General features: G+C 61.5%; 12 protein-coding genes. 7 read left to right on the top strand and 5 right to left on the bottom strand.

Features of this window, described 5'->3' with window-relative positions:
* Positions 1-27 precede the first annotated feature (27 nt).
* On the bottom strand, positions 28-336 hold the full coding sequence (locus AC1DXO_RS09575; RefSeq protein WP_476977899.1) for an RNA-binding S4 domain-containing protein: 309 nt from the start codon (positions 334-336) through the stop codon (positions 28-30).
* 189 nt (positions 337-525) lie between these two features.
* Between AC1DXO_RS09575 and AC1DXO_RS09570 the strand changes: the two genes are divergently transcribed.
* From AC1DXO_RS09570 to AC1DXO_RS09550, 5 genes are all read left to right on the top strand, one after another.
* Positions 526-2,799, top strand: coding sequence for a TonB-dependent receptor (locus tag AC1DXO_RS09570; RefSeq protein WP_476977898.1), 2,274 nt, complete (start codon positions 526-528; stop codon positions 2,797-2,799).
* 11 nt (positions 2,800-2,810) lie between these two features.
* Positions 2,811-3,521 carry a tetratricopeptide repeat protein gene (locus AC1DXO_RS09565; protein WP_476977897.1) on the top strand — a complete coding sequence of 237 codons (711 nt, stop codon included), beginning with the start codon at positions 2,811-2,813 and terminating at the stop codon, positions 3,519-3,521.
* Positions 3,518-4,201, top strand: a complete 684-nt coding sequence (locus AC1DXO_RS09560; RefSeq protein WP_476977896.1) for a Fe2+-dependent dioxygenase — start codon at positions 3,518-3,520, stop codon at positions 4,199-4,201. The genes AC1DXO_RS09565 and AC1DXO_RS09560 overlap by 4 nt, the downstream gene beginning before the upstream one ends.
* A 105-nt stretch (positions 4,202-4,306) precedes the next feature.
* A complete protein-coding gene (locus AC1DXO_RS09555) occupies positions 4,307-6,796 on the top strand; it encodes a cellulase N-terminal Ig-like domain-containing protein (protein ID WP_476977895.1) in 2,490 nt (829 codons plus the stop codon).
* A 56-nt stretch (positions 6,797-6,852) separates the two neighbouring features.
* Positions 6,853-7,929: a calcium:cation antiporter gene (locus AC1DXO_RS09550; protein WP_476977894.1), complete on the top strand. Its 1,077-nt coding sequence runs from the start codon at positions 6,853-6,855 to the stop codon at positions 7,927-7,929.
* Here the strand turns inward: AC1DXO_RS09550 and AC1DXO_RS09545 are convergent.
* The 3 genes from AC1DXO_RS09545 to AC1DXO_RS09535 all read right to left on the bottom strand — a co-directional run bounded on the left by AC1DXO_RS09545 (position 7,916) and on the right by AC1DXO_RS09535 (position 9,065).
* Positions 7,916-8,425, bottom strand: coding sequence for a homogentisate 1,2-dioxygenase (locus AC1DXO_RS09545; protein ID WP_476977893.1), 510 nt, complete (start codon positions 8,423-8,425; stop codon positions 7,916-7,918). The genes AC1DXO_RS09550 and AC1DXO_RS09545 overlap by 14 nt on opposite strands.
* A gap of 95 nt (positions 8,426-8,520) precedes the next feature.
* Entirely contained in the window at positions 8,521-8,811 is a 291-nt protein-coding gene (locus AC1DXO_RS09540; RefSeq protein ID WP_476977892.1) for a type II toxin-antitoxin system RelE/ParE family toxin, read from the bottom strand.
* Between the two features lie 2 nt (positions 8,812-8,813).
* Complete coding sequence (locus tag AC1DXO_RS09535; protein ID WP_476977891.1) at positions 8,814-9,065, bottom strand: type II toxin-antitoxin system ParD family antitoxin; 252 nt, start codon at positions 9,063-9,065, stop codon at positions 8,814-8,816.
* A 125-nt stretch (positions 9,066-9,190) separates the two neighbouring features.
* Here AC1DXO_RS09535 and AC1DXO_RS09530 point away from each other — a divergent pair, with 125 nt between their 5' ends.
* Positions 9,191-10,594 carry an esterase-like activity of phytase family protein gene (locus AC1DXO_RS09530; protein WP_476977890.1) on the top strand — a complete coding sequence of 468 codons (1,404 nt, stop codon included), beginning with the start codon at positions 9,191-9,193 and terminating at the stop codon, positions 10,592-10,594.
* A 56-nt stretch (positions 10,595-10,650) separates the two neighbouring features.
* On the top strand, positions 10,651-11,628 hold the full coding sequence (locus AC1DXO_RS09525; RefSeq protein ID WP_476977889.1) for a tetratricopeptide repeat protein: 978 nt from the start codon (positions 10,651-10,653) through the stop codon (positions 11,626-11,628).
* A gap of 6 nt (positions 11,629-11,634) precedes the next feature.
* Here AC1DXO_RS09525 and AC1DXO_RS09520 read toward each other — a convergent pair whose 3' ends face one another.
* Positions 11,635-12,444: a DODA-type extradiol aromatic ring-opening family dioxygenase gene (locus AC1DXO_RS09520; RefSeq protein ID WP_476977888.1), complete on the bottom strand. Its 810-nt coding sequence runs from the start codon at positions 12,442-12,444 to the stop codon at positions 11,635-11,637.
* Between the last annotated feature and the right edge of the window lie 107 nt (positions 12,445-12,551).

Raw genomic sequence — 12,551 nt, 5'->3', positions numbered from 1 at the left:
GAAAGCCATTTGTTCTAAACGGAGGCATTAGCTCGATATAGGGCCTGAGGCCTGATAGAGCGCCCGGGCCTCACTGGCCGGACCGCGCCGTTCGCCCGTATCGAGAATTTCGATATCGATTAGGCGGGCGCCGATGGTAAAGATGAGCCTGTCGCCCGGCTTGACGGCCTGCGACGATTTGTCCACCCGCGATATCTGGCCGAAACGCTCCAGTCGCAGGTGGCCGGACTCGCATAGTGTCGCCGACAAGGCGCGTGTCTTGAAGAAGCGGGCGCGCCACAGCCAGACATCCAGGCGCACAGAAGCTACAGGTTCAGGGGCAACAGGTTTGGGCATGATCGCGCATATGGCAACAGCCAGCGGCTTTGTAAAGACTGTCCAAATCAACCGAAAACGGCGTAGGTCCGTCCGAGACGCACTGGAAATGCGAATGAATGTCATTTTCCGATTGACACCGTCCGAATTGCGACTTATTCGCAATTCATCTTGCAAATAATTCGCATTCTGCGTAGTTGGGGCTATATTATGTTGAGTTCACATCGGGGCGCCGTAGCGCTGCAGGCGGCGGGCGCCGCCAGTCTTGCCTTTGCCATGTTGAGCGGTGGCGCCGCTCATGGCGAAACGATGGCAGCCGATGCAACGGGCGATGCGAATAGCGATGCGACCGAGGTGATCATCAAGGGCGAACGCAATATCGAGCCGAAGCGCCCGGTGCCGCTGCGCGATACGCCGAAATCGATCACCGTCATTCCGCAGGAACTGATCCAGAGCACAGGCTCTGCCACCCTGGTCGACGCGCTGCGTACCGTGCCCGGCATTACTTTCGGGGCCGGCGAGGGCGGCAATCCGGTCGGTGACCGTCCCTTCCTGCGCGGCTATGACGCCCAGTCGAGCACCTTCGTCGACGGACTGCGCGACATCGGTTCGCAGTCGCGCGAAGTGTTCAATGTCGAGAGCATCGAAGTGGTCAAGGGCGCCAGCGGCGCCTATGCCGGTCGCGGCGGCGCCGGTGGTGGCATCTATATCAACAACAAGGCGCCGACGCGCCAGGACTTCACGACGGTCCAGGTCGGGATCGGTTCGGCCGACTATAAGCGCGCCACCTTCGACATCAACCATGTTATCGGCGACGGCGTCGCCGTCCGCTTCAACGCCCTGGTTCACGATGCCGGCGTTGCCGGCCGCGACGAGGTCCATCAGAGCCGCTGGGGCATCGCGCCGTCGATCGCCTTTGGCCTCGGGACCAACAACAAGTTCACCGCCAGCTACTATCACCTGCAAAGCGACGACCTGCCCGACAGCGGCCTGCCGTACAACAACCCGACCTTTGCGGCCCGCACCGACGGTATGCCGCGCGTCCTGGAGACGGGTGACGGTTCGCCGCTGAAGGTTGACCGCAACACCTTCTACGGCCTGGTCGATCGCGACTTCCGCAAGGAAAGAGTCGATATGGCGACCCTGCGTTTCGAGCATGATTTCAGCCACGACCTGCACCTGCGCAACACCACGCGCTACAGCCAGAGCGCCCAGGACTATATCTGGACCCTGCCCGACGACAGCAAGGGCAATATCTATTATGGCCTGTTGTGGCGCCGCGGCAATAACCGCATCAGCGAGGTCGAAACCCTGACCAACCAGACGGACTTCTACGGCATCTTCATGACCGGGTCGATCAAGCACAACTTTTCGAGCGGCCTGGAACTGTCCCAGGAAGAAGGCGAGAACGACAGCTACACCATCTTCCAGGACGGGACAGCGATCGCTTCGCTCAACACCTGCCCGGCATCGGCGATTGCCGCCAAGGTCTGTACGTCGGTGTTCAACCCGGATCCGCATGACGCCTTTACCGGCACCATCGTCCGCGCCAACAATCCGACCAATGCCAAGACGGTGACCAAGGCGCTGTACGCCTTCGACACCATCGAGTTCAACGAACACTGGCAGGCCAATCTGGGGGCGCGTTTCGACAGCTACGACGCCACCTTCGTCACGGCCGCCGCGACCACCACCCCGTTTGCCCGCACGACCTTCAAGCGCCAGGATGATCTGATCAATTACCAGGTCGCCGTGGTCTACAAGCCGACGGCCGCCAGTGCTTTCTACCTGTCCTATTCGACGGCCGCGACTCCGGCCGGCAATGGTCTGGCCCAGGGTGTTGACGGCAGCGCCCTGTCCAGCGCGATCAATGCCAGCCTGAAGCCGCAGAAGGACAAGACCCTCGAGGCCGGCGGAAAGTGGGATACGCTGGACGGCCGGCTGTCCCTGACCGGCGCGGTCTTCCAGATCGAGACCAGGAATGCCCGCATCACCCAGACCGATGGCAGCATTGCCCAGGTTGGTGAAAAGCGCCTTCGCGGCCTGGAAATCGGCCTGTCGGGCTCGATTACCGACAAATGGGACATCTTCGGTGGCTATACCTATCTCGACGCCATCCTGGTCAAAAATGGCGGGGCGGGTGCTGCGGCCGGTCTGCTGGATGGACAGCCCTTCCCCAATACGCCGAAGGACAGTCTGTCGCTGTGGACGACCTACAAGATCACGCCGCGCCTGTCGGTCAGCGGCGGTGCTAACTACATGGCCAAGGTCTACGGCAACGCCAATCCCCTGGCGCCCAAGTTCATCCCGTCCTACACGCGGTTTGACGCCAGCGCCGTCTATGTCGTCAATGAAAAGCTGAGCCTGCAGGTCAATGTGCAGAACCTGACCGACGAGGTCTATTTCACCCAGGCCTATACCAATCACTATGCCACCGTTGGCGCCGGTCGTTCGGTCGTGGTGTCGCTCAACTCCAGATTCTGATACGTCAAAGCATGAGCGACCCACCTGCCGACGACCTCAGCCGCGATGACATCGCAGCCATACTGAATGGCCCGCCCGAAGCGGCGGCGGCGTGGCTGCGCGAACAGGCGCAACGCGGTGTCGCTGAGGCCCAGGCCCTGTACGCGCAATGCCTGCTGGATGGCAGGGGCGTCGCCGTCGATCCTGCCGCTGCCTTCGCCTGGTTTATCAAGGCGGCGCAGACGGGCCACGTTATGGCGACCAACATGGTCGGGCGTTGTTACGAAAACGGCTGGGGCGCCATAGCGAGCGATGAAGCCGCCGCTCCGTGGTATCGCCGCGCCGCCGATCTCGGGCTCGATTGGGGCATGTATAACCTGGCCACGCTTCTGGCCTTGGGGCGTGGCGTGACGCAGGATCGCGCCGAAGCCCTGGTCCTGTACCGCCGCGCGGCAGTCTTGGGCCACGCCAAGTCGCTCAACATCATCGGTGGTTTCTATGAAGACGGCTGGGAGGTTGAAAAGAACCTCGACCGCGCCCGCGACCACTACCGCCGGGCATCGGAAAGCGGCGATTTCCGTGGCCACTTCAACTACGGCCGTTTCCTGGCCGAAGAGGGCCGTACCAACGAAGCGCGTGCCCTGTTCGCCAAAGCGCGGCAGTCCGCGCCCCCGGCCTTTGTCGACAAGATGACCGCCTGGCTGGATGAACGCCATTTTGCTATGGAAGACAACGGATCATGATGCTGCGTATCCCCAACCTGCTGAACGTGGATCAGGTCGTCCAGGCGCGTGCGCTGATCGATGCTGCATCGTGGATCGACGGAGCGGTGACCGCCGGTTATCAATCGACCCAGGCCAAGCATAATGTCCAGCTGGCGGAAGGCTCACCGGCGGCGCGTGAAGTTGGCGCGATGATCGAGACCGCACTGGCCAACAACCCGCTGTTTGTTTCGGCCGCCCTGCCGGCCAAGGTCTATCCACCCTTGTTCAACCGTTACGAAGGCGGCCACGCTTTCGGCGCCCATATCGACAACGCCATTCGCCAGTTGCGCGGGACGAATTTCCGTATCCGCACGGACCTGTCGGCGACGGTTTTCCTGTGCGATCCGAACGACTATGACGGCGGTGAACTGGTGGTCGAGGACACCTATGGCGCCCACAGCGTCAAGCTACCTGCCGGCGACATGATCCTGTATCCGGCGTCGAGTCTGCATCACGTCACGCCGGTGACGCGCGGTGCGCGCACGGCATCCTTCTTCTGGATCCAGAGCCTGGTGCGCGATGACGCCGCGCGTACGACCCTATTTCAGATGGATACGGCCCTCCAGGCCTTGGGGTCGAAAACGGGCCAGGACGATCCGTCGATCGTCCAGTTGACCGGCATCTATCACAATCTGTTGCGCCGCTGGGCGGATAGTTGAAACAGATCAAATCCGCCCTTGTGCCGCATTACGCCCGCCTGTAATGTCGTTGTAATGGATTACAACGAGGCCGGAGACACGGCCCGTCTTGGGAAGGAAGTCACAATGAAACGCGCTTTAATGGCGGCAGCGGCCGTATGGGTTCTGACCGGTGTTGCCTATGCTGGCCAGGCCTGGGCCGAACCCAATCTAAAACTCAATGACAAGGGCTATTTCGAAACGCCCGGCCTCAATGTCACGGTCTTTGCCGACATCTATCCCGACGGTCACCAGACCGGCGTCACCGTCATCCAGCATGGCGTTCGCGTGGCGGCCAATGGCGATCTGCGCCTGGAGCCAAGCCCAGGCCAATGGTCGCCCATGCCGGCTGGCGACGGCCAGATGCAGGTAGACGCCGCGACCAACACCGTCAGCCAGGCCCTGCATTATCCCGACGCCTCGAAGAACCGTACCGGCTTCAATCCGATCGACTATCCCGACCTGAACTTCAGCTACCATGTTCGCGTCACGCCGCTGGAGGGCAATGCCTTCCAGGTCTCGGTCGACCTCGACAAGCCGTTGCCGGCCGAATGGGAAGGCAAGGTTGGCTTCAATTTCGAACTGTTTCCCGGCGACCTGTTCGGCAAGGCGTGGCTGATGGACCAGACCTCGGGCATCTTCCCGCGTCAGGCCGACGGTCCGATGCGCGACGATCATGGCGTTACGGTCGCCGCCGATCTCGGCCACGGCAAAAGCCTGACCATCGCGCCCGACAGCAACCTGCAACGCATGAAGATCGAAAGCCGGACAGGGCAACTGGAGCTGCTGGATGGCCGCGGCAACTTCAATAACGGCTGGTATATCGTTCGCGAAATCACCAGGCCCGGCGCAACGAAGGACGCCATCACCTGGGTCATTACGCCCAATGTCGATCCCGCTTGGCGCTACGCACCCGTAGTCCAGGTGTCTCAGGTCGGTTATCGTCCGGACCAGGCCAAGACCATCATCATTGAACAGGATGCGCGCGACAGCCAGGCCGATCCTCTGACCCTGTTCAGGCTGACCGACCAGGGTGCGCAACTGGTTGAGACCTATGCGCCCAAGGGTTGGGGTAAGTTCCTGCGCTACAACTACCTGACCGCCGACCTGAGCGCCGTGACCGAACCCGGCATGTACGAACTGCGCTATCGCGGCCAGACCAGCCACGTCTTCCGCATCGGCGACGACGTCTATGACCGCCATGTCTGGCAGCCGACCCTGGAATATTTCCTGCCGGTCCAGATGTGCCATATGCTGGTCAGGGAGAAATACCGCACTTGGCACGGCCTGGACCACAAGGACGATGTTCGAATGGCGCCGGTTAATCTCAACCATTTCGACGGCTATCTGCAGGGCGGTTCGACCCTGACGAAGTACCAGCCCGGCGACCGCGTGCCGGGGCTGGATCATGGCGGCTGGCACGACGCCGGCGACTACGACCTGCGTGTCGAATCGCAGATGGGCACAGTGTGGCTGCTGTCGAAAATGGTCGAGGAGTTCGGGCTCGACTACGACGCCACCTCGATCGATGAAACGACGCGCGTCGCCGAGATCCATCAGCCTGATGGCAAGAACGACGCGATCCAGCAGATCGAGCACGGCCTGCTGTCAGTGGTCGGCGGTTACAAATCCATGGGCCGGATCTATCGCGGCATTATCGAGCCGCATCTGGCGCAATATACCCTGCTGGGCGACATCTCGACCCAGACCGACAATCTCAACTACGACTCGAGCCTCAAACCCGGTGAACAGACCGGCACGACCTCAGGCATCGACGACGATCGCTACGTCTTCACGGAGGACAATCCCAATCGCGAACTGGATACGGCGGCGCAATTGCTGACCGCGTCGCGCGTTATCAAGGCAAGCAATCCGCAACTGTCGGCCGATTCCGAGGCCGCCGCGAAGGACCTGTATGTCAAGGCCTATGACCGCGCGACCTCCCTGCGGTCCAAGGTTTTCGTCCTGTCCGAACTGGCCCAGACGACGCACGACCCGGCGGTGATCAAGCGTCTGGTGGCGCTCAAGCCCGAGATCGTCGCCCATATCGACCAGACGGGCGCCGTCCTGGCCTCGGCCATGCCGCTGATCAAGGATAAGGGCTTCCAGCGCGATGTCGCGGCCGCTGTCAAAACCTATCAGGCAGGCCTGACCCAGAAAGCGACCGAGACACCTTATGGCGTGCCCTATGTGCCCTATATCTGGGGCGCCGGCTGGCAGATCCAGGAATTCGGCGTCGACCAGTACTTCTTCCGTAAGGCCTGGCCGCAGGCGACGCCCGATGCTTTGCAGATGGAAGCGCTCAACTTTGTGCTGGGCGTACACCCTGGCCAGAACACCGAATCCTTTGCCTCGGGCGTCGGCGCGGTGTCGGCGACGACGGCCTATGGCGCCAACCGCGCCGACTGGTCGTACATACCGGGCGGGGTGATTTCAGGTACGGCTTTGATCCGGCCCGACCTGCCCGAACTGAAGGTCTGGCCCTATTTCTGGCAGCAAACCGAATATGTCATGGGCGGCGGCGAGACCAACTATATGTTCCTTGTCCTCGCCGCCGGTGAGAAAGCCAACAAATAAGCTTGATTTCTAGCTGCGAAGCGGTGACGAGGAAGGATAACCTCCACGGAATCGTCATGCTTGCCCTTGTCAAAAGAGAACTGTTCCTGATCATTGCCGGCCTGACGGCCGTCCTTGCCCTGCCGCTTGAGCACATGATCCTCGAATCCGGGCAGGCGGCGTCGCTGGTTGCCGGCATTGGTCTGGTCGGGATCATCATCCTGGCGTCGCTGCGCGTCGCTCACCACGCCGAGGTCCTGGCCGAAAAGGTAGGTGAACCCTACGGCACTATGATCCTGACCCTGTCGGCCGTTCTGGTCGAGGTGGTGATCCTGGGCATCATGATGGGCCACGATCCGTCGCCGACCCTGGCGCGCGATACCATCTATTCGGCGGTCATGCTCGACATCAACGGCATACTGGGGATCGCGGCCATACTGGGCGGTCTGCGTCACGGCGCCCAGCCCTATAACGGCCAATCGAGCAACACCTATATCGTCATGATCATGACCGGTATGGGCGTGTCGATGCTGGTGCCGGAATTCATCGGCGAAGCCCACTGGCACGTCTATTCTGTCTTCTCGCTGTGCATCATGGTCTTTTTGTACGCCATGTTCCTGCGCCTGCAGACGACCAAGCACAGCTATTTCTTCAGCTACACCTATGCTGAAACCGGTGTGGAACACCACGTTCATGGCGGCAAGACCTGGCACTCCGCCGCCATACTGGTGGCGGGTCTGGTGATTATCGGCCTACTGGCCGAGGTCATGTCTCAGGCTTTGGACGTTGGTCTGGAAGGGGCAGGCGTACCGCCGGTCTTTTCGGCCCTGGTCGTGGCGACCATATCGGCCAGTCCGGAAATCCTCACCGCCCTGCGCTCGGCCATGGCCAACCGCATGCAACCGGTCGTCAATATCGCGCTGGGCGCATCCCTGTCGACAGTGGTGCTGACCGTGCCGGCCATGGAACTGCTGGCGCTCATTCACAACCAGCCGATCCAGATGGCCATGACGCCTTCCCAGACCGTGATGACCTTCCTGACCCTGATCGTCGCCGGCATCAACCTGCACGACGGCGAAACCAATGCCATCGAAGGCACGACGCATTTCGTGCTGTTCTGCGCCTTCCTGATGCTGTCGTTTATGGGGCTATAGGGGCCGGTGAAATAACCATCAGGTCGACGGTCGCAGCGCGGCCATTGACGATCTGCACCCGATAGACGCCAGGTTCCAATGCGAACCAGACGATCTTACGGATGCCGGAGCAGTCCGGACCGTGGCCAAAACTGGCTGCCGTCAACGCCTTGTCATCGCGGACGACTTCGATCCACACCGCCGAACCCGCCGCGAGGCCGTAGGTGCCGGCCGTCGGGATCTCCAACTGGAAGACGCCGCCGAAGCCTGCCGGATCGGGCGCCTTGTCGGGCGCCGGCTGGAAGGTAACCTCTGTGTGTAAACTGAGGGGCGCTGTGACGGCGCCGCTTAGCGGCAGGCTTGTCCCGATCAGGGGAGTTTTGTTGACCCAACCGGCCAACTCCGGCGACAGAACCGGGGCGACCGGGCATACCGGCGTGGCGTCTTCCGCTATTGCGTCGCCCGTCCATAAGGAGAGCAGACCGGCAAGGACGAGGGCAGGGCGGGAAATCGGCATGCATGGCGCCTTTTCGGTTCGCGTTTGATCCGACAGGCGAAGCATGTTGGCGTTATGCAGTCAATATGCATAACGCCTCGGGAATATGCGAAACCTTATCGGTCCGAAGGCAGCCAATCCTCGCGGCTGTGACGAATGCCGACAATCAAAATGCCGTCGCCGTCGATCCGGTACAGTATCAAATGCGCTTTGTAAGGGTGAACGCGAACCGGCGGATCGATTTCGCGCCGTTCGCGCGCGGCCCGTGGATTGGCTGCCAAAAATTCGAATCGTTCTTCGAGCGCAAGATAATAGGTTTCAGCCTGCTGAAGACCGAACAGGTACGCGCCTTCCCTGAAGACACGTATGAGATCGGCGTCAGCCGCTTCAGTTAGCCGAAAAGCCACGGTCAGGTCTTGGCCTCAGCCCGTACCTGCGCCTTGGCAGCTTCCAGAATGTCTTTCGTTGAGCGCGCACTGACGCCGCTGGCCAGGCTTCTGGTGACGACGTCCTGCATGGTGGCGATCTTTTCCGCCTTCTCCTGGTCGCGGCGGATCAGGTCGCGGACATAGTCGCTGGTATTGCTGTATTTGCCGGTTTCAGCCTGGGCTTCGGCCCACGCCTTCATCTGGTCGGGCAGGGATATGTTCATCGTGGCCATGGCGTGCTCCTGACCTCGCTAACATATCTGTTTTGGCAAAGTTTGTCAAAATGTCCGCGACCCGTCTGTCTTGACCGTGTCATAATTCCCTGCTCTGACAGGCGATCATCTCAAAAGGGTTTGTCATGCGCCGTTACGTCCTCTGCCTTGCCGCCCTGATCGCCGGTTTCGCCGTTACAGCCCAGTCCGAGCCCCGGTTGATTGCGCTGGTCAGCATACCGTCGGGTGCCTCCGACCTGTCGCAAGAGACCGCAGCTCCGTTGGAAAACGGCAATGCCGGCAACATGTACGGTGGCATCGGCTCGGGTCTGAGCTATCTCGGCCTGGACCGTTTCGTCGCCCTGCCGGACCGCGGTCCCAATGCCAAAACCTACAACGCCGCGGTCGACCACACGACCTCCTACATTCCGCGTTTCCAGACGATCGACATGGCACTGACGCCGTCTCCTCCGGGCGCATCCCTGCCGTTTACCGTCGAACCGAAACTGGTCGCCACAACCCTGCTGTCCAGCGCGACGCCGCTGGTTTATGGCAGCGGAACGCCGTACGCTCTGCCTGCCGGTGCGCCAGCGATCAACACCGGCAAGTCATGGTATTTCAGCGGCCGTTCGGACAATTTCGATCCCGCTAAACCGTCGAGTGATCCGGCCAATGGCCGGTTGGACCCGGAAGGCATTCGCGTCGCTCCGGACGGCACGGTGTATATTTCCGACGAATATGGCCCCGTCCTTTACCGATTCAACAGTCTGACCGGCGAGCGCCTGTGGGGCTATAACCTGCCGGCTAACCTGGCTGTCGCACACCCGGCGGCCACTGGCCCGGCGGAAGACGCCGGCAATACTTCCGGCCGTTCTGGCAACAAGGGCATGGAAGGCCTGGCCCTGACTCCGGACGGCAAGACATTAGTTGGCATCATGCAGGCGCCCTTGCGCCAGGACGGGCGTCCCGACAGTGTCGATGCAGGTGTCGTACGCATTGTCACTTTCGATATCGCGTCCGGCGCGACCCACGAATATGCCTACGCTCTCGATAATATCGGCAAGTCCGGCAATGTTAAGTACGGCGGCGTCAACGAAATCCTGGCCGTCAATAACCACGAATTCCTTGTCGATGAACGCGATGGCAAGGGTCTGGGCGATCCGGACAACCCGGAAGCCAAATTCAAGCGCGTCTATCGGATCGATCTCGCCGGCGCCGTCCCGGTCGATGACTTGGCCGGCGAAGCGGCTTTGCTGCCGAAAGCCGTTGCCAAGGTGCAGGTGCTCGATCTCGTGGATCTGGCGGGCCGTACAGGTATTACACCGACCCAGATTCCGGCCAAGATCGAAGGCATGACCTTCGGACCTGATATCGCGCTGGATGGCCAGACCGTGCATACCCTGTGGATTTCCGGCGACAACGACTTCACCGATGATCCGAACATGATCTTCGTGGTCGCGCTTTCCGACAGCGACCTGCCGGGCTATGTCGCCGCAAAGCCGAGCTATGACGGTACGCCGCCGCAGATCAATTGCGCTACGTGCAAGTAGATTAGCGGCGCCAATCTTGCTATCGTTTTGCTCAAAACCATAGTGAGGAAACCGTCATGTCGCTAAGCGGCACCCTGATCGCCATTCTTGCCGCAGGATCGGTCGGCGCGGGCACCATCCCGTCGACTGTGCAACCGACTGCGGGCCAGTCGCAAGTCTCGCAGAACACGCAGATGACCTTCGATCAGTTGCAAGCCTGCGTAACCGCGGGGCAGGCGGTCTGCGACTACGAGATGGGCCGGCGCTACTTTATGGGCCAGGGCCTGCCGCAGGACTACAAGCTGAGCTTCTACTGGTACCAAAAGGCGGCGCAGAAGGGCAATGTTTCCGGTATGCTGATGACGGCTTCGGCCTATGAAGGCGGCGCGGGCACGGCGAAAAACGATACCCTGGCCTTCCAGTGGTATTCAAAGGCGGCGGCCGCCGGCGACATGGTTTCGATGGACGCCATGGGCCGCTATTACGAGCGCGGTGGCCCTGTGACGGCAGACCGCGCGACGGCGCTCAACTGGTACACACAGGCAGCGAACAAGGGGCTGGGTTCGGCCATGGGCAATCTGGCCCGGATGTACGAAGCCGACGGAAAGATGGACCTGGCCCTGGACTGGGGCAAGAAGGCGGCGCGCGCCAACAGCGTCTGGGCGGCCTATACGGTCGGCGAGATCTATTATAACGGCCGCGGCGGTATCAAGGCCGACCCGGCCCAGGCTTTTCCGTGGTACGAAATGGCGGCCTACTGGAACCTGCCCCAGGCGCAGTATCAACTGGCTCGCATGTATTACAATGCCGAAGGCGTAAAGAACGACGACATCGAGGCCTATGTCTGGATGACCATCGCCGCCGAGCGCGGCGAGGTCAATGCTCAGGAGGACTTCGCCACCATCAAGGATCAAGTTACGCCGCAACAGATCGAGGCGGTCACGGCCAGGCGAAGGCAGCGTCTGCAGGAGATCGAGACCCGGTCCAAGGCGGCCGGGATCTATGTCTATCCGCTGAGCACCTCAACAGAAGCGGTCAAACCGCTGACCCAGTAGAGGTCCTTATCCGAACTGGAAGGCGCTGATCGCGACGCCCGTCGGCCCCAGGCTGTCCTCGTGATAGGTCATGCGAACAGCGTCGTTGCCCGATGCACCGGCCACCACCATCAGCGGGATCAGGTGCTCCTCGCGCGGATGGCATTCGCGGGCATTGGGCGCGCCGGCCCAGCCCTTGAGACGGTCGCGATCCCCGGCGACGACCTCCTGTAGCCAGGCGTCGAAGTCGTGCGACACGTGGCGAATATTGCCGCCGCTGTCGCGTTGCATCAGCCGACGCAGATTATGATAGCTCATGCCACTGCCCAGGATCAGTACCCCCTCGTCGCGCAAGGGCGCCAGGGCGCGGCCCAGGGCGAGGTGTTCGGACGCGTCCAGGCCTTGTTTCAGCGATAACTGGATGGTCGGGATGGTGGCGTCGGGCCACGACATCAGCAGGGGAATGTATACGCCGTGGTCGTAGTCGCGCTCCGCGTCCTCGGCGACCGTGATACCTGCGGCGTCGGCCAGCTGGCGCACCCGCTGGGCCAGGGCGAGCGAGCCGGGCGCCGGATAGCTGAGCTCATAGGTATGCGGAGGAAAGCCGTAATAGTCGAACAACATACCGGGCGCGGGCTTGGTCTGGACAGTGAATTCGGGCGCTTCCCAATGGGCGGAGATCACCAGAATGGCTTTCGGCCGTTCGCCGATATCGGCCGGCAGGCGTTTGAGATAGGCGCCCATTTCGTCCCACATGTCGGCCGGGCTCCACGCCATGAAGAAGCACGGCCCGCCGCCATGGGGTATATAGACGGTAGGCGTTTTGGTCGTTGTCATTTTCGTGAATCCGTTGAATTTTAAGGTGCCCCCTCAACCCTTCGCCAAGGCTTCGGGTCGCAGGCCGGCTCGACAAAGCGGTGGAGGACTGAAAAGAGGGCCTTGGG

The organism is Asticcacaulis sp. P2_C5 (assembly GCF_056404555.1).
Note: the sequence above shows the minus strand (reverse complement) of the source record. Positions and strands in the feature narration are given on the sequence as shown.